At 47.4% G+C, this 17,887-nt stretch carries 10 protein-coding genes and 7 pseudogenes; 8 read left to right on the plus strand and 9 right to left on the minus strand.

Going from position 1 to position 17,887, the window contains the following annotated elements; translation table 11 throughout:
• Positions 1 to 17: 17 nt before the first annotated feature.
• Positions 18 to 569: a D-glycero-beta-D-manno-heptose 1,7-bisphosphate 7-phosphatase gene (gene gmhB, locus TZ48_RS21600; protein WP_112480665.1), complete on the minus strand. Its 552-nt coding sequence runs from the start codon at positions 567 to 569 to the stop codon at positions 18 to 20.
• Positions 570 to 768: 199 nt separating this feature from the next.
• Here gmhB and metN point away from each other — a divergent pair, with 199 nt between their 5' ends.
• The 3 genes and pseudogenes from metN (at position 769) to metQ (ending at position 3,313) form a co-directional block, all read left to right on the plus strand.
• Complete coding sequence (gene metN, locus TZ48_RS21605) at positions 769 to 1,803, plus strand: methionine ABC transporter ATP-binding protein MetN (RefSeq protein WP_112480666.1); 1,035 nt, start codon at positions 769 to 771, stop codon at positions 1,801 to 1,803.
• Positions 1,793 to 2,469: pseudogene (locus TZ48_RS21610) on the plus strand (methionine ABC transporter permease). The gene metN and the pseudogene TZ48_RS21610 overlap by 11 nt, the downstream one beginning before the upstream one ends.
• Before the next feature lie 34 nt (positions 2,470 to 2,503).
• Positions 2,504 to 3,313: a methionine ABC transporter substrate-binding lipoprotein MetQ gene (gene metQ, locus TZ48_RS21615; RefSeq protein ID WP_112480668.1), complete on the plus strand. Its 810-nt coding sequence runs from the start codon at positions 2,504 to 2,506 to the stop codon at positions 3,311 to 3,313.
• An 81-nt stretch (positions 3,314 to 3,394) separates the two neighbouring features.
• On the opposite strand, the pseudogene TZ48_RS21620 reads toward metQ, so the two are convergent.
• Together TZ48_RS21620 and syd are read right to left on the minus strand one after the other, a co-directional pair.
• Positions 3,395 to 4,170: pseudogene (locus tag TZ48_RS21620) on the minus strand (Zn-ribbon-containing protein).
• A 2-nt stretch (positions 4,171 to 4,172) separates the two neighbouring features.
• Entirely contained in the window at positions 4,173 to 4,718 is a 546-nt protein-coding gene (gene syd / locus TZ48_RS21625; protein WP_112480670.1) for a SecY-interacting protein, read from the minus strand.
• Between the two features lie 110 nt (positions 4,719 to 4,828).
• On the opposite strand from syd, the pseudogene queF reads away from it, so the two are divergent.
• From queF to xni, 5 genes and pseudogenes are all read left to right on the plus strand, one after another.
• A pseudogene (gene queF / locus TZ48_RS21630) lies at positions 4,829 to 5,673 on the plus strand (NADPH-dependent 7-cyano-7-deazaguanine reductase QueF).
• A 25-nt stretch (positions 5,674 to 5,698) separates the two neighbouring features.
• The gene (locus TZ48_RS21635) at positions 5,699 to 7,981 is read left to right on the plus strand and encodes a tetratricopeptide repeat protein (protein ID WP_112480672.1); all 2,283 of its coding nucleotides are present in this window, start codon (positions 5,699 to 5,701) and stop codon (positions 7,979 to 7,981) included.
• Positions 7,982 to 8,084: 103 nt separating this feature from the next.
• Positions 8,085 to 9,652, plus strand: a pseudogene (locus TZ48_RS21640) (GGDEF domain-containing protein).
• A 228-nt stretch (positions 9,653 to 9,880) separates the two neighbouring features.
• Positions 9,881 to 11,241: pseudogene (gene ppnN, locus TZ48_RS21645) on the plus strand (nucleotide 5'-monophosphate nucleosidase PpnN).
• A gap of 62 nt (positions 11,242 to 11,303) precedes the next feature.
• Positions 11,304 to 12,085 (plus strand): annotated as a pseudogene (gene xni, locus TZ48_RS21650) (flap endonuclease Xni).
• 26 nt (positions 12,086 to 12,111) lie between these two features.
• Here xni and rlmM read toward each other — a convergent pair.
• From rlmM to seqA, 6 genes and pseudogenes are all read right to left on the minus strand, one after another.
• A complete protein-coding gene (rlmM, locus tag TZ48_RS21655) occupies positions 12,112 to 13,203 on the minus strand; it encodes a 23S rRNA (cytidine(2498)-2'-O)-methyltransferase RlmM (RefSeq protein WP_042473674.1) in 1,092 nt (363 codons plus the stop codon).
• Positions 13,200 to 13,616: a DUF423 domain-containing protein gene (locus tag TZ48_RS21660; protein WP_112480674.1), complete on the minus strand. Its 417-nt coding sequence runs from the start codon at positions 13,614 to 13,616 to the stop codon at positions 13,200 to 13,202. Before TZ48_RS21660 ends, rlmM begins: the two co-directional genes overlap by 4 nt.
• Positions 13,609 to 14,247, minus strand: a complete 639-nt coding sequence (locus TZ48_RS21665) for an alpha/beta family hydrolase (RefSeq protein WP_112480676.1) — start codon at positions 14,245 to 14,247, stop codon at positions 13,609 to 13,611. The genes TZ48_RS21660 and TZ48_RS21665 overlap by 8 nt, the downstream gene beginning before the upstream one ends.
• Positions 14,240 to 15,147, minus strand: a pseudogene (locus tag TZ48_RS21670) (transcriptional regulator GcvA). Before TZ48_RS21670 ends, TZ48_RS21665 begins: the two are co-directional and overlap by 8 nt.
• A 424-nt stretch (positions 15,148 to 15,571) precedes the next feature.
• The gene (pgm, locus tag TZ48_RS21675; RefSeq protein WP_112480680.1) at positions 15,572 to 17,218 is read right to left on the minus strand and encodes a phosphoglucomutase (alpha-D-glucose-1,6-bisphosphate-dependent); all 1,647 of its coding nucleotides are present in this window, start codon (positions 17,216 to 17,218) and stop codon (positions 15,572 to 15,574) included.
• A gap of 91 nt (positions 17,219 to 17,309) precedes the next feature.
• Complete coding sequence (gene seqA / locus TZ48_RS21680) at positions 17,310 to 17,840, minus strand: replication initiation negative regulator SeqA (RefSeq protein WP_112480682.1); 531 nt, start codon at positions 17,838 to 17,840, stop codon at positions 17,310 to 17,312.
• Positions 17,841 to 17,887: the final 47 nt, after the last annotated feature.

The following is a 17,887-nucleotide window of genomic DNA, read 5'->3' on the forward strand; positions in this document are numbered from 1 at the left end:
CCTTTTGGGTCGACTGATTACTTAGCTAAGTATTGCGGCACATCGCGGATACTATCAAGTACCACAGTTGCGACAGACTCCCCGCGCTCAGTAACCGGTTTGCCAGTACGCACTAAGATCTTGGTACCAACGCCAGCCGCTTCAGCGGCCATCATATCTTCGGCTTTATCACCAACCATGACCGAGTTTTCCATATCAATCTTTAGGAAGTCACGAGCAGAGATAAACATGCCCGGCTTTGGTTTACGGCAGTTACAATCTTGCTTGTAATCACCAATACCATGCTCTGGGTGATGTGGACAGTAATAGATACCATCGAACTCAACGCCATTATCAGAGAAGTTCCAATCCATCCACTGGGTTAGAGAAAGGAAGCGATCTTCGGAGAACATACCGCGAGCAATGCCTGATTGGTTGGTCACCAACACTAGCATATAGCCCATGTCCTGCAGTTTTTTCGTCGCTTCAAAGACGCCTTCAACATACTCAAAGTCGTGTTCATCGCTCACATACCCGTGATCAACGTTGATGACGCCATCACGATCCAAAAAAACAGCTGGTTTTGCCACAGTTCACTCTCTTGTTATAGATAGGTGCTAATAAACTGAATTATTACACGCTTTTATAGTCACGGCACTATGAAAATGCCGTTTAGACGTCTAGACGTAAAAATATCTATTGACACTAAAAGGTGAAAACCATAGCATCTTCTATCAATTGAGATGTAGTTCAAACTTTTATGCTACTCACGGACTTCAGGTTGCTTAGATGATCGAAATTAATCAAGTAAACAAAGTGTTTTATCAAGGCGCTAAGGAAATCAACGCCTTGGCAGACATCAATCTGCATATCGCAGAAGGCACCATCTTTGGTGTGATTGGCGCCTCTGGTGCAGGTAAGAGTACGTTGATTCGCTGCGTAAACATGCTTGAAGCGCCAACGTCGGGTGAAGTCATCGTTGACGGTGTGGATCTGACTAAGCTGTCGAAATCCGAGCTGTCAGAAGCGCGCCGCAACATCGGCATGATTTTCCAGCACTTTAACTTGCTTTCATCTCGCACTGTATTTGAAAACGTGGCACTGCCACTTGAGCTTGCTGGCAAAGAGCGCTCACACATAGAAACCAAAGTGACGGATCTTCTAGAGCTTGTCGGTTTGGCAGATAAGCGCGATACCTACCCTGCCAATCTAAGTGGCGGTCAAAAGCAGCGTGTTGCGATTGCTCGCGCGCTATCGTCAGACCCTAAGGTACTGCTTTGTGATGAAGCCACCAGCGCACTTGACCCTGCGACGACACAATCGATTCTTGAACTACTGAAAGAAATCAACCGCAAGCTAAAGATCACCATGTTACTGATCACTCACGAAATGGACGTGGTAAAAAGCATCTGTCATGAGGTCGCAATCATTGGCGACGGTCGCTTGGTTGAAAAAGGCACCGTGGGAGAAATCTTTGCTCATCCAAAAACCGAGCTTGCACACGAGTTCATTCGTTCAACACTCGATCTATCGATTCCAGAAGACTACCAAGCAAGGCTGCAAGCTGAGCGTGTTGAAGGCAGCTACCCGCTTGTTCGCTTAGAGTTTACCGGTGCTACTGTAGACGCGCCGCTAATGACGCAAATTGCACGTAAATACAATATTGATGTCAGCATCCTAAGCTCCGATCTTGATTACGCAGGCGGCGTAAAATTCGGCATGATGGTGGCAGAACTATTTGGTAATGAGCAAGACGACAACGCGGCGATTCAATATCTTCGTGACCACAATGTAAAAGTAGAGGTACTTGGTTATGTCCTTTAACACTGTCACAGACTGGTTATCTCTAAACAGTAACCTACTATTAGGGGCAACATGGGAAACCCTTTACATGGTTGCGGTAGCAGGTGTGGTTGCTTCGCCGTGGGTATTCCACTGGGCGTTATTCTGCATACCACTAAAAAAGGTGGTTTGCTAGAAAATACGCGCTTAAACAGTGTGTTAGGTGCCATTGTTAACGTCGGTCGCTCGGTACCATTCTTAGTATTGATGGTAGCGATCATTCCACTGACCAAGATTTTGATTGGCACCTTTATCGGTACCACAGCAGCAATCGTTCCACTAACCGTTGGTGCGATTCCATTTGTGGCACGCCTTATTGAGGGTGCACTACTTGAGGTACCAACAGGTCTGGTAGAAGCGGCACAATCAATGGGCGCAACACCATACCAAATTATTACTAAGGTATTGCTTCCAGAAGCATTACCTACGATTGTCAATTCGGTGACAATCACTCTAGTGACCCTAGTAAGCTACTCAGCAATGGCGGGTACCGTCGGCGGTGGCGGTCTAGGTGACGTAGCCATTCGCTATGGTTTCCACCGATACGATGTGACCATTATGGCCGTGACTGTGGTGATGCTCATTGTATTGGTACAAATTATTCAGTCTATCGGTGATGCCGTTGTTCGCCGCGTAGACCACAGATAATCGAGATTTTAAGATTTATAACAAGGAGAGAGTCATGAAATTCAACGTTAAGAATTTACTCGCAATTGCAGCCGCTGCATCAGCACTTATTCTATCTGGCTGTGGTGAAAAAGAAGTCGACACCAGCAAGATCAAAGTCGGTGTGATGGCAGGTGCGGAAGCACAAGTTGCAGAAGTTGCAGCAAAAGTAGCTAAAGAGCAATACGGTCTAGACGTTGAGCTAGTTACCTTTACCGACTACGTAACACCAAACGCAGCGCTTGATGATGGCTCTATCGATATCAACGCATTCCAGCATAAGCCATACCTAGACCAACAAGTAGCGGATCGTAACTACAAACTGACTATTGCAGGTAACACCTTTGTATACCCAATCGCGGGCTACTCGAAGCAAGTGAAGTCTGTCGATGAAATCCAAGACGGCGCGCGTATCGCAGTACCAAACGACCCAACAAACCTAGGTCGTTCTCTACTACTACTTGAGCAGCAAGGTCTACTGACTCTACGTGAAGGTGTTGGTCTACTGGCGACAGTTCGTGATATCGAAGAAAACCCAAAGAACATCACTATCGTTGAGCTAGACGCTGCACAGCTACCACGCTCTCTTGATGACGTAGCGCTATCTATCATCAACACAACTTACGCAAGCTCTATCGACCTAACACCTCAACGCGACGGTGTATTCGTTGAAGACAAAGAGTCTCCGTACGTAAACCTAATCGTTGCGCGTGAAGACAATGTGAACGCAGAAAACGTTCAGAACTTTGTCAAAGCGTACCAAACAGAAGATGTGTACAACGCAGCCTCTGATATCTTCAAAGGTGGCGTGGTTAAAGGCTGGTAATCTCACCACCTTTGCACCAAGCATCAAAAAGGGTTGAAGCTTAGCTTCAACCCCTTTTGTATTTTCACCCGATAAGTCTGTTTACTTTAGGTGATCCCAAGAAATATTGGAGACGATTCGGCATGAATCGCACTTGAAGTAAAAGATGTCGTGCAGCGGCTCATCAAGCAACCACTCTCCACCACATTTCGGACACTTACGTGCTTTTTCTTCCTCAAGACTCTTACCGCCTACCTTGTATAGATAGTAGTACGTTGGGATTTGGGTAATGTACTCGATACGACCGCGAATATCCCAGCCTCGACGAAACAAGTCACTACCTACGTCAGACAACTCGCGCAGCGTAGCGTGTTCTGCTTTACAACCACCTGCCATTTGGATTTCATCGCACGCTTGCCACTCGGTTTGCCATTTAATCACCGATTTATGGTCGCCATTGAGTGTTGGTGGATTACGGTACAACGGGATCGGCAACAAGGTTTCACCACTTCGAAGCGGTGAACAGGTGTGCACATAGGTGGTGTACAGCACTTGCCAGCTCGGCGTTTCATCTTCTGCAGCTTGCTCTGAGTTGATATCACGCCCCAGAAGGCGAACCTTAGGTGCCAATAGACACGCATCCGACAAACGCTTTAAACACACTTTTACGAAATCTGAGTGGTTACTTGGGTGCAAGCTATCTTGCTCAGGGCATACCGCGCGAACGAAGAATTCCCCTCGCCCATCACCACAGGAAACTCGCGACCTAACACTTGACCGTTATAGCGCAGCGCGTCCATCAGACCGTTAATGCCCTTCTCTACCGCGCTGATTGTGGTGTTATCAAAACACTCAAAATGAAGCTCTACCACATACATAATTAAACGTCAGGCTCCAGACCATTTAGGAAAGTCTCGATATCTTCGGCAACCACATCACGGCGATCGGTACCCAGACGCTCAAGAATCACGTTACCGGTGATGTTACAGATAGAAATCACATCCATATCCGCATCGGTGGCCGCAATGAATACGGTTGGCTTGAGCTTTAGGCGACGCTGAGTCACCAAGTGACCCAAAATATTCTCTTGCAGACGGGTAAAGTCGTCATCGCTCCATACTTGCAGCAACGTGAGTTCGTTACCTTGCCATGTGGCATTCATGTCTGCGCTGTACTGGTGCCCATAGAAAGCTTTAATGTCATCGTGTAGCGTTAGCTCTATCCCTTGCTCGATGTTTTCCAAACGCTCAGGGACGTCGCGGACGCAGGCACGCCAATACACCGATTCGTCATCTTTGCGGTCAATACAAGGGGAAACTAAACCGTGAAGCTCTTCACTGGCCGGTAGTGTTTGATGCTTTTCTTGCCAAGCTTGTTGATAGCGCTGTGAAAACGCCTCTAAAGCTTGCTGTACACTTTGATTCATATGCTCTCCACTCATCCTTCAATTGTTCGGCGATTTCCGAGCACAAAGGATGACAGCTATTCGGGGATCTCGTAAAATTCGTTTTATTCTAATCGAAATATCACACAATTATGAGCAAATATTCCAACGCGAAAGAGCTTTCGGGGCTCACTCTGGGTCAAAAGACCGATTATGCCAACCAGTATGACGCTTCGCTTTTGCAACCTGTACCACGAAGCCTAAACCGTGACGACCTTGAACTCGGTGATAGCTTGCCATTCCAAGGCTGTGATATTTGGACTATGTATGAGATTTCTTGGCTCAATGCCAATGGCTTGCCACAGGTCGCCGTTGGTGAAGCTTACATCCCAGCAACCAGTGCCAACCTTATCGAATCTAAGTCATTTAAGCTGTACCTCAACAGCTACAACCAAACGCGATTTGATTCATGGGATGAAGTACAAAACACCATCGCTAGCGACCTATCAAACTGCGCTGGTGAAACAGTGACGGTCAAACTTATCCCAGTGGGCGACTTTGAAAACACTCAGATCGTAGGCATGAAGGGCGAGTGCATCGACAACCAAGATATTCGTATCGACAGCTACGACTTCGACGCGGCGCTACTTGAGGGTGCTGCAGGAGAGGAAGTGGTTGAAGAAGCGCTGCACAGTCACCTGCTAAAATCCAACTGCCTTATCACTAATCAACCTGATTGGGGCAGTGTCGAGATCCAATATCACGGCGCAAAGATCGACCGTGAAGCCCTATTGCGCTACCTTGTCTCGTTCCGTGAACATAATGAGTTCCACGAGCAATGTGTTGAGCGTATCTTCACAGATATTATGGCGTACTGTAAGCAACAGAGCTAACCGTGTATGCTCGCTACACGCGCCGTGGCGGTTTGGACATCAACCCGTACCGCTCAAACCAAGACAGCGCACCTTCTCACAATATGCGTATGGCACGACAGTAAGCACTCTCAATTAATGGAAACCGTCATGGGCTCAAAATTCTGGACTGTATTGGCTCTGCTTTGCTCACTTATTGCGGGAGTAGCTCACGCTCAAACGTCCTTCACGTCTCCGATCTTGGTGGAAGCGGATAAGTTGGTGGATATTGAACCAGCAAAAGCACTGGAAATTGCCAACAAGTATCTCACCAGTCGCACTTTTGCTGAGCCCAATGACGACCGACTACCAAAACTCAAGCGTGATGACACTGACCAGCGAATTCGTACACCACTAAGCAGTGTCAATGCGCTGCAGATCATTGCCAAGGCTCAGTTCAATCTAGGTGATAGCCAAGCGGCCATGCAAAGTTTGCTGCTTGCTGAGTCGATGACCGAAAAATACCAACTATTATTTTTAGCGTTGGATGTGCGCATCTTAAAAGCCAGACTGCAGTGGCTTACCACGAATGAAGCAACAAAAGCCTTAGCGACACTTGAGCGAGTTGAGCGTGACCTTGAATCGATCCGAAAAGGGCAAAACATAGCTAACCGCACTAGCTATCGCATCAAGATTCTGCAAGCTCAAATAGCCTCTGCCGAAAATGATTTTGAGCAAGCTAATAGCTTGTTCCAAGCGGCACTGTCTTATATTCCGCAGGACAAGCTATCAAAGTGGCAAATCGACTTTCATACCAAATTTGGCAAACACTATTTACACCACCGCCGATACAACGAAGCCCTGTCTGAACTGCTGCTTGCATACTGGTCAGCCATTGAACTCAACAGCAGTGACCAACTCGCGAGCATCAACCAACAGCTAGCGAAGCTATTTATGCAGCGCCAAGTACTCGACAAGGCACTGGAGCACTTGTCGCAAGCGGCAGATTTTTACGGTACCTATCCAGAGTCACCTATTCTCGCGGACGTGCTCAAGCAGATGGGAGATGTGTACTACCTGCAAGGTAAATACAACCTAGCCTTGGTGCACTACTTTAATGTGATAGACCAAAAGAAGACCGACAAAAACATCGAAAAGGTTATCGATATTCGCCTTAGTCTTGCCTCCACCTATTTGCAGCTCTACAACTACCCATTGGCGGAGCAGTATTTGGCACGTGCCGAAAAGCTGCTTAGCTACTCAGATCTGCCAGAACTAGAAACTAAAGCTGCGCTGCTGGATGCCGGGCTTGGTTACTTTCAGCAAGATAACAAACAAGTGATTGAGCAAGCGAAACGAGCGTTGACACTAAGTCAATCACTCGCCATGAGTGAGTCTCTTGAACAAGCGTCACTTGAGCAGCAGGCTTATCAGTTGCTAGCGCTCGGTTATGAGCAAAACGGCGATTTTAAACAAGCCCTTAGCAACATTAAGAAAGCCAACTCACTGCGTATTTATCAGCAGGCACAGCTCAATCAAATCAGTGAAGAAGCCTTCCGTAAGCAAAGGCAGTTTGTAGAACAAGGTCTGCATTACGAAATTCAAGAGCAAGAGCTTGCAGAGGCGCTAGAAAAACAAAACAAGTTTCAAAAAGTGGCACTTGGCCTCTTCTGTTTGGCCTCACTTTTGGCACTGATGGTACTGCGCCTAAGCTACAGCAATAGACGCAATAAGAATGAGGTAGAACAGCTGAATGAGAACCTGTTTACCCACGCGCGTTCAGGTCTGCCAAATCTGCGCCTTCTTAATGCTAACCTGCCAACTTCACTGCAACGCACCCAACGCTACTTTGAACAGTGGCAAGTCGGTGAGCTTATCAATGAGCCGCTCAGTGATCGCCTGCGCTTTGTCATGATTGACGTACCCTTTCTTCGCAATATGTACCTGCAAAACGGTTACGAAGCAGGCTTAGAGTTAGAACGCGCCTTTGGTGAATTTATTCGTAGCAAAATTGAATCGCCGGCTCGTATCTATCACTTCTCCGACGCCAACTTGCTGTACATCGAGCCAAGCATTAAGCCACGTACTGCAGAAAGTTTGTTTGAAGAGATCCAAGGCTGGCTCAATGATTTTGAGCAGGATCGTAAGATCAACCGTATCGTGCGCGTTGGCATGGCCAACTACCCATTCTTACCTCGCGCCTATACCGCCATCAACGACAAAGAGCTACTCGACATCTTATTAGTCGCCACACATATGGCGCGCGAAGTCAGCATGCACGAAAGCCAAAGTCATTGGGTTTACCTCAAGGCGATTGATAATGCGCCAGCAGCGAGTCTTGCCACCGACAATATCAGACAAGCCTGTCGCACAGCGATAAAACAGGGGTTAATAAAAGTTCATTCTTCTTCCCAGAATGAGGACGGGTTCAAAAAATCGTTGATGAGTGAGTAAAAAGTCCGCAGTTGAACACTGAATAACGTGACGTTGTGATGTTTTTTGATATTATCGATCAATACATCAATAAGATTCCCACCTGGTTTGTTTTAAAGGATTTATGAGCTCACAGGATAGCGAGACATTAGAGCACCTCCACCAGCTAAAAGTGCAGGTGGAGCAATTACGTGTAGCTCATCGCGATGCTTCGCTTAAATCGCGTCGTGAACAAGCCATCCTGAAACGTTTCATTTCGACACTCAGTAACACTCATATTGGCGCCCACTCGCGCATTGACGATAAACTGATTGAACTCCGCCAAGAATTAGAGCATAACAAGGACATAAGTACTCTGGTGCCAAGTTTGCCATCTTGGAGCGTCTCATCGGTCAAAGGTCCGCTTCGATGGAAAAACAACAGCTATCATTGGAAGAGCAAACAAGGCGCAGTGGCGAAACGCTGCAGCGCATTGGTGGCTTGCCTGCTCAAATCAAGCGCGACCTGAGAAACGTATTGGCTTTCAACGATAAAAGCTCGTTGAAGCTCACTGACAATGCCGTCAAGCTGCTGGCCATTTATGAACGCGCGACTAAGATCATCACTTCCAACTCTGCGCTATTACCAAAAGAAGCGGAGCCAACGGAGAATAGTGGCTTACTACACAGCCTCAATGAAGAGCTGCAAAACCTCATCACTGAGCTCGATTTCGATGGTGAACCTGGTGAACAGCTATTTGAAATCCGCTATAAGCTACTCACGGACGCTTCGTCGAATCAATTACTCGAGCATACCTTGCAGGTGCTAAGACTGGTCATTGACGCCACTAAATATGAACGCCGCACCTCGCAGCAGTTCCTGGAGCAAGTCAACGGCTCGCTTTCTTCGTCACTGAAGAATAACTCGCAAAATCTCGACCAAAGCCAAATCTACTTTGAGCAGCGCCAAAATATGAGCAAGGAGCTGCACAACCTTGTCTCTAGTGGTAAACGTGGTATTGCTTCAGTGCAAGACTTAGAGGAAGCCAAGCGCGCCATGACGCCATTGTTTGCTCAGCTTGCGTCATTAACAGAGCGTCTACAACATGCCGAAGTAAGAGAAGCGGCGCTGATTGAGCAGATGACACACAACAAGAATCAGCTAGAAGCGCTTTACGATAACACACAAGACTATCGCCGCCGTTTGGAAGATCAGTCTCAGCGTATGTTACTTGACCCACTGACTAAGGTTTATAATCGCACCGCCCTTTTGGATAAACTTGAAATTGAATACCGCCGCTGGCTGAAGAACCAACACCCACTCTGGGTCGTAGTATTTGACATTGATAAGTTTAAGAGCATCAACCACAATTTTGGTTACAGTGCCGGAGATAAAGCACTAAAGATCATCGCCAAAACCATCGCCAACTCGGTCGACAAAACCGATACTGTCGCTCGCTTCTCTGGTGAAGAATTTATTTTGATTATGCCGGAGCAAAACGAAGCGACAAGTTTGGCAAAAGTACGTGAGATCCAGAAAAAAGTCAGTAATTTGCCGTTTAAGTTCCGCGACCAGCTGCTCACAATTACCTTAACCGCAACCAGTGCCTTGTTTAGCCAAAATGACATTCCTGAAGACGTGTTAGAGCGCTTACACAAAACCTTATCCCACACACAAAAGCTTGGCCCGAACCAGCTCGCGTGGAACCCATAATCTCGCTATATTTTTCAGATAGTTATAGAAACCTTCCTGACATTTGCTACTCTAATAGTTAATCGCATGTAATTTCTGGCCGACGACGCCCGTATAAACATTGCGATAGATAACTATAACAATGAACCCAAATCACCTGCGTTCTCGATTCAGTGGGCACCGAACACCCTATTCTCTCTTACCCCACACAAAAGATCGCAGCTTCGGTTCTAGATAAGGAATTTGCTTATGATCACTCACATTAGTCCCGCGGGTAGCATGGATCTTTTGTCTCAACTCGAAGTTGAGCGCCTCAAAAAGACCGCGTCTAGTGACCTATATCAACTGTATCGCAACTGCACCCTAGCGGTACTGAACTCTGGTAGCCACACAGACAACTCAAAAGAACTACTAGATAAACACCAAAATTTTGATGTTAATGTTCTTCGCCGTGAGCGCGGTATCAAGCTCGAGCTTACTAACCCACCAGAGCATGCGTTCGTGGATGGTCAAATCATCAAGAGTATTCAAGAACACTTGTTTGCGGTGCTGCGTGATATTGTCTATGTCAATATGCACCTTGCAGACAACCAGCGCCTGAATCTGACCAACTCGACCCACATTACCAACCTGGTCTTCGGCATTCTTCGTAACGCAGGCACCTTAATCCCAGGTATCGACCCTAACTTGATTGTCTGCTGGGGCGGTCACTCCATTAATGCCACTGAGTACCAGTACACTCGTGAAGTAGGTAACGAACTTGGCCTTCGTGAACTGAACATCTGTACCGGTTGTGGTCCTGGCGCAATGGAAGGCCCGATGAAAGGCGCTGCGATTGGACACGCCAAACAGCGCTATGCCCACCAGCGTTATCTGGCTTGACCGAACCATCAATCATTGCTGCTGAGCCGCCAAACCCTATCGTCAATGAGCTGGTCATCATGCCAGACATTGAAAAGCGACTTGAGGCATTCGTTCGTATCGCTCACGGTATTGTCATTTTCCCGGGCGGCCCGGGTACAGCGGAAGAGCTGCTCTACATACTGGGCATTATGATGCACCCGAACAATGCTGAGCAGCCGATGCCAATCGTGCTAACCGGCCCAAAAGAGAGTGAAGCTTACTTCCGCTCTATCGACGAGTTTGTACGTTCGACACTCGGTGAGGAAGCGACTAAATATTACGAGATCGTCATTGCTGACCCAGAGAAAGCCGCCAAAATCATGAAGCAGGCCATGCCAGCGGTAAAAGAACACCGTAAGAAAAACGGTGACGCCTACAGCTATAACTGGTCACTGCATATTGAGCCGGAATTCCAGCTGCCATTCGACCCAACCCATGAAAACATGGCTGGACTCGATCTGCACCTAAACCAACGACCAGAAAACTTAGCGGCTGCGCTAAGACAAGCCTTCTCAGGTATCGTTGCGGGTAACGTGAAAGCAGAGGGCATCCGAGAAATTGAGCGTCATGGGCCATTCATGATTGATGGGGACAAGGCTTTGATGAAGAAAATGGACAAGCTGCTCAGTGACTTTGTGACTCAGCAGCGCATGAAATTGCCGGGCTCTGAGTACATTCCGTGTTATCGCATCGCAAACGGCGAATAAAACCTGAAACTCGGTAGCGTTTTATTTACAATAAGGCCACGATTCTCCGTGGCCTTAATTTTATGTCAATTCATCTTGTTATCATCGATGCTCTAAACCTGATCCGCCGAGTCCATGCGGTGCAGCCGGATCCCAGTGACATAGAAAGAACCATACAAACCACCTCCCGTACACTTCGTCGCATTGTCGATGAAGCGCAGCCCACTCATATCATTGCAGTGTTCGATCATCACGAACAAGACCGTGGCTGGCGCGGTGACATCCTGCCTGAATACAAACAGAACCGAAAACCGATGCCAGAGCCGCTCTATAATGGACTCGACAAAATCCAAGACGCTTGGTGGCAGCTCGGTATTGATTCATTGCTCTCCGAAGGCGATGAAGCGGATGATTTGGTGGCAACGCTTGCGGTGAAAGTCGCAAGTCATGGAGAGAAAGTCACGATTATCTCGACCGACAAGGCTATTGCCAACTGCTCTCCCCGACTCTGCAAATCCGAGATTACTTCCAACATCGCTGGCTGGATGCGCCCTTCATTGAGCAAGAATTTGGGGTAAAACCAGAGCAGCTTGCCGATTACTGGGGATTAACAGGCGTAAGCTCTTCACAGGTACCAGGCGTGGCAGGAATTGGCCCGAAAGCAGCAAAAGAGATCTTAACTGAGTACAACGATATTGAAACGGCATACGCCTCTAATGACCTTGCAGCTAAATATCGTAAGAAGCTCGATGAACACATCGAGATGGCGAGAAAATCAAAGCAAGTATCGGCGCTAAAGACAGATATTGAGCTTGGTTTTAATTTGCAGGATATTCGATTTGAAGGTCTAGGCGCTAACACCTAGACCTTTTAGAGACGCTTTAAACGAGATTAATGCGGCGAGATATTGGATAGCACTTGAATGTGCACCGTGATCTCTTCACGGTCATGATATAAGTGCTTCGCTTGCAGCTTGAACTTCACCTTGTTCTCAATCAGGAAGATCTTTAGGTTCTCAATATCTTGCAGAACCTCGTCATAACGGCCTTTCATTGGCAGTTTAAGGTTAAAAATCGTCTCTTTCGCCCAGCCACGAATCAACCACTCACCCATTAGCTGTGCAACGCGAGACGGTTTCTCAATCATGTCGCACACCAACCAAGTGACATTTTTACGTGGTGGCTCAAACTTAAAGCCATCTTCTTGGTGGTGCTTAACCTGACCAGTTTCCATTAGGCTATCCGCCATCATGCCGTTATCAATCGCATGCACGAACATAGAGCGGCGAACCAGTTGATACGTCCAACCACCTGGACACGCACCAAGGTCTACACCCCACATGCCTGATGCCAAACGCTCATCCCACTCTTCTTTAGGAATGAATACGTGAAACGCCTCTTCCAGTTTTAGCGTTGAGCGGCTTGGCGCATCGGCCGGGAACTTAAGACGTGGAATGCCCATAAAGAACGCAGAGTTGTTGTTCGGGTACGAGTAACCCACATAGCAATGACCCGGTGCGATAAAGCAAATATGCAATACTGGCTTTTTAGCATGCTCTTTATTAAACAAGTAACCCTTGCCGCGCATTGCTTGACGCACTGGCACGGTAAACTTACGACAGAACTTCAGCAGCTCTTTCGCTTCGTTGGTGTCTGGAGTCTCAATACGGATATCGCCACAACGAGGGAAGTCTTCCACTTCATCGAGCGCAGCCAGCAGTGGAGAAATGCGATCATCAGATGGCAGTGCTTCAAGCTCACTCGCAATCGCAAACATTTGACGAGCGAAGATAAGCGATTGGAAATCGATATCGCGGATAAGTCTGTCTGCATCACCGTCTTGGTAACACTCGAAAATCACGTAGCCTGAGTTATTTTTGACTCGCGGGAAGCCGAATACCTCTAGGGCTGTCGCTTTGTCTTGAATTTCGCCTGCACACTCTTTCTCGAATCCAGAGCGGCAATAAAGCATTACCTGTTTCACTGATTGACTCCATCTTTGTTTGTTTCGTCAGTCATCTGATATCCAGCATAAGCGAGGAATCCCCAACCTACCATAAACATCACCCCGCCCATTGGAGTGATAGGACCAAACCACTTCACTCCTGTTAGCGCAAGGGCGTATAGACTACCGCTAAAGAAAAGGATGCCGATGATAAAGCAAATCGCGGCGCGATGAAATGCCTTTTGGGCTTTCTCTGCATGGCTATGTAATGCAAAAAGCGCACATAACAGCAGCGCTAAGGTATGGATAAACTGATAGGTCACACCCGTTTCAAAAACGCCCAAAAGATACGGCGACAACATGCTTTTAAGGCCATGAGCAGCAAACGCCCCTAGCCCGACACTGAGAAGTCCCGATAGCGCAGCAATGATAATGAGTGTACGACTACGCACTGACCTCCTCCATGTCATTGATGCCTTTAATAAACAGCGCTAAACGGTCAGCGGCCATTTGGCGGTTTTGCGCTTCGGTGAAACCCGAGGATTTTCTTGGTTTAAAGCTATGATCCCCATCGGGCACAAAGCTCACTTCGACCTTATCTGAGAGCGTAAAATCGGCGAACTCTTCTTGCTTACCAAAGGTATCGCGTTCACCTTGTAAGATAAGGCACGGTTTGGCCATTGTCGCCAAGTGATCACCTTTGAAGTTTTCAGGCTTGCCCGGCGGATGAAAAGGAAAACCTAAACAGGCAATCGATTTGACGAGTTCGTGCTCAGAAAGTAGCGACGCCATTCGCCCCCCCATCGATTTACCACCGATGACAATAGGCTGGCCATTTGCGACATTCTCAATCACTTGCGTCATCGCTTCTAGCAGTTTTGGCGCGCGATCTGGCGGACGTTTCTTACCATCTTCGGCGCGTTTGACCATATAAGGGAAATTAAACCTGACTACTCGGATGCCTTTTGCTGCCAAACGAGTGGCCATATCCTGCATAAAGTCATGCTCCATACCCGCGCCAGCGCCATGAGCGAATAGAAACAATGGACCGTGCTCTGGCCCATCAATAATAAGATTAGTCATCCAATAATACCTCTTGCTCACTTTGTGCTTTGGCCAGCATCCAATCTCTAAATGTTGCGATACGCCCCATATCAGCTTGCTTATCGTGGCATACCACATAGAAGGCGTTCTTACTGACAAGTACTTCATCAAATGGTGCAATCAATCGACCAGCATCGAGCTCTGGCTGAGCAAGTACATTGTTCCCAAGAGCAATGCCTTGACCGTGTGCCGCCGCCTGTAGAACCATGGTTGAGTGGCTAAAGATAGGCCCATGATTAACGTTCACACCATCAAGGTTGTTTTGCTTAGCGAACTGTTTCCAATCTTTACGAGAGGTGTCATGAAGCAACGTGTGCTTCGATAGATCGTCAAGGGTGTTGAGTGGTTTAGAGCCAAGAAGAAGCGCGGGTGAACACAAGGGAACCAAAAACTCTTGATACAACTTGTCAGCACGCAGTCCCGGCCAGTTGCCACGACCGTAGTAAATCGCAACGTCAACATCATCGGTTAACGACCCTTCATCCATATCTACCGCTTTAATGCGTACATCGATATCCGGCTCTTGCTCGTTAAAGTCGGCAAGGCGAGGCACCAGCCACTGAATCGCAAAGCTAGGTGGCAAACTGATGGTAAGAGCGCCCTTCTCACTGCGCTCAAGCACCTTATCGGTTGCTTCAGCCAATGATGTAAAAATATCTTTGATATCAAGAAAGTAGCTTTGGCCTTCTTCGGTAAGTAACAAAGAGCGATTTCGACGGCGAAACAGCTTTAGACCTAAAAATTCTTCAAGCGCTTTGATCTGATGACTGACTGCCGCTTGAGTGACAAACAGCTCTTCCGCCGCTCGGGTAAAGCTCAAATGGCGCGCGGCGGCCTCAAAAACTTTGAGCGAATTGAGGGGAGCAAACGTCTCGACATAACGACTCTCTGATGCATTAGTTTTTTTAATCTGAAACATTATAATTTGTCCATTGCCGAACAGCCAGAGAAATTCTATATTTCATCCCGCAAACGCGAGTCTGAACGGCTCGGTTCTCTCTAGAACCGATTGACTCTGCGCTTGCGATGTTGTGTTTGCAATCTCGATTTTCGAGTTAGGTAGAATTCTACCACCACACCTTGGCTAGTTATCCCCTAGTTGATGTGTGTACTTCCTGTATTTTTGACCTGTCTGTCAAATTTTCTTACACCGCCTATATGGCGGTGTTTTTTTATCTACTATTTATGAATAGGTTTTAGATAAGTATTTCACCAAATACACCCATAAAAAAACGGCCACCCAAGGTGACCGCTTTCTACAGTTTTGTTAATAGCTGAGCTAATCGTTTATGTCAGATTAGACTTACAGGCCAGCATCAGCAAATACTTGATTCACAATCTCTTGTGCTTCTGCTTCAATCTGTTTTAGGTGCTCATCACCCTTGAAGCTTTCGCAGTAGATTTTGTAGATATCTTCTGTGCCCGATGGACGTGCAGCAAACCAACCATTTTCGGTTGTGACTTTAAGACCACCGATAGCCGCACCGTTACCCGGAGCGTGCGTTAGACGAGCAGTAATGGCATCACCTGCCAGTGTTTCCGCCGATACCATTTCTGGTGACAGCTTCTTAAGCACGTTCTTCTGCTCTGTATTCGCTACTGCTTGGATACGGTTGTACTTAGACTCACCGTGCTTAGCTGCCAGCTCTTCATAGTACTGCTGTGGGTTCTTACCCGTTACTGCGGTAATTTCTGCGGCTAGCAGGCAAAGGATGATGCCGTCTTTGTCTGTTGACCAAGGCGTGCCGTCTTTACGAAGGAAAGAAGCACCCGCACTCTCTTCACCGCCAAAACCGAACTCACCGTTGTAAAGACCATCAACAAACCACTTGAAGCCAACTGGCACTTCACACAGTGTGCGACCAAGGTCTGCCACAACACGGTCAATAAGCGCACTCGATACCAGCGTTTTGCCCACTGCCACATCAGCACGCCATTCGCTGCGATGACGGTATAGGTAGTCGATGCATACCGCTAGGTAGTGGTTCGGATTCATCAGACCTTTTGGTGTAACGATACCGTGACGGTCGTAATCTGGGTCATTACCAAACGCCAAGTCATAGTCATCTTTCAGCGCTAGCAGACCTGCCATTGCATATGGCGAAGAGCAGTCCATACGAACTACGCCGTCTTTATCAAGAGACATGAACTGGAACGATGGGTCAACAGCTTCGCTGACCAAGGTCAGGTCTAGGTTGTACGCAGCACCAATTTGGCGCCAGTAGTCGATGCCTGAACCACCTAATGGATCAACGCCAATCTTAAGACCTGCTTTTTGAATCGCTTCCATATCGATAACGTTAACTAGGTCATCGATATACGGCTTCACCAAGTCACGCTCTTCAAACAGATCATTCGCTTTAGCAACGGCGATAGGTAGACGCTTCACATCTTTCATCTCGTTACTGATGATTTCGTTTGCACGATCTTCAATCGCTTGAGTGAGCTCTGCTTCAGCAGGGCCGCCGTGAGTTGGGTTGTATTTGATACCGCCATCTTGCGGTGGGTTGTGCGAAGGCGTGATCACAATACCGTCGGCTTTTTTATCGCTCACTAGGTTATGTGTTAAAATTGCATGAGAGATACCCGGTGTTGGCGTGTAGCCGTTGTCTGCCTGAGCAATAACATGAACACCATTTGCAACCAATACTTCAACCACAGTCGCGAATGCTGGCTCCGATAAGGCGTGGGTATCTTTACCTACAAACAGTGGACCTGTCGTGCCTTTCTCAGCGCGCACTTCTGCTACCGCTTGTGCAATAGCAAGAATGTGGTTTTCGTTAAACGTTGCTTTATCCGCACTGCCGCGGTGACCAGAGGTGCCGAACTGAACACTTTGTGCCGTATTGCCCGCTTCCGGTTGAATTAGGAAATAATTGGATACTAACGCAGGGATATTATGTAGATCTTGTTGCAAAGCCTTTTGGCCCGCGCGTGGGTGTATAGCCATAACTGACGTCCTTTCAAATTCAAGCTTAAAAATACAAAAAACCTCATAATACTCGTTTAAGTTTGAACATTATGAGGTTTAAATCGAAATCTTAGATAGAAGCCGTGATTTTCTCGATGAGCTCTGCGGGGAACTCCATCATGGTCATTACCTGTTCGACCATCTGCCTTTTGCGGCTAGTATTGGTGTTGGTAATCACCCAAAACGGCGTATTCGGAATAGCTTTTGGCTTGGTGGTATTACCGCTCTCTAGTAGCGTCGCTTCATTGTTTGCGAAGTAGACACGCTTGCGGCCTTTTACTTGTGTCGCCTCAGAAAAACTTTCTGGGTTTAAGCGATGCAGCGTAGATAGCACCAGCATAAAGCGATCAATGGCTTTTTTCAGTCCAGCAAACTCGTCAGAAATCAGTAGAGAGCGCATCTCTTTTACTGAATCTACGGCTTCTGCCTTTGGTGCCTGTTTACTCACGACAATCGTCTTAGCGGCAGCGGGTCTCTGTTCCGTCTCGGCTGCATCTACCTTTAATAAACGTCGTAAGATATCTGAAGCACTTTCGCCAATGTGGTGGGTCTGGCTTGCAATGTAACGGTATAGATCCTCATCAACCTCAATTGTTTTCATTCGCTTTTCACAATCTCTATGTTTAAACTCTGGATGATTATAACGAG

The sequence above is a fragment of the Vibrio variabilis genome, from assembly GCF_003263785.1.
GTDB lineage: Bacteria > Pseudomonadota > Gammaproteobacteria > Enterobacterales > Vibrionaceae > Vibrio > Vibrio variabilis.

Bases quoted from the DNA above. Each gene is read 5' to 3' on its own strand.
- seqA (WP_112480682.1), bottom strand. From the start codon at position 17,840: ATGAAAACAATTGAGGTTGATGAGGATCTATACCGTTACATTGCAAGC.
- metQ (WP_112480668.1), top strand. From the start codon at position 2,504: ATGAAATTCAACGTTAAGAATTTACTCGCAATTGCAGCCGCTGCATCA.
- syd (WP_112480670.1), bottom strand. From the start codon at position 4,718: ATGAATCAAAGTGTACAGCAAGCTTTAGAGGCGTTTTCACAGCGCTAT.
- TZ48_RS21635 (WP_112480672.1), top strand. From the start codon at position 5,699: ATGGGCTCAAAATTCTGGACTGTATTGGCTCTGCTTTGCTCACTTATT.
- pgm (WP_112480680.1), bottom strand. From the start codon at position 17,218: ATGGCTATACACCCACGCGCGGGCCAAAAGGCTTTGCAACAAGATCTA.
- metN (WP_112480666.1), top strand. From the start codon at position 769: ATGATCGAAATTAATCAAGTAAACAAAGTGTTTTATCAAGGCGCTAAG.
- TZ48_RS21665 (WP_112480676.1), bottom strand. From the start codon at position 14,247: ATGACTAATCTTATTATTGATGGGCCAGAGCACGGTCCATTGTTTCTA.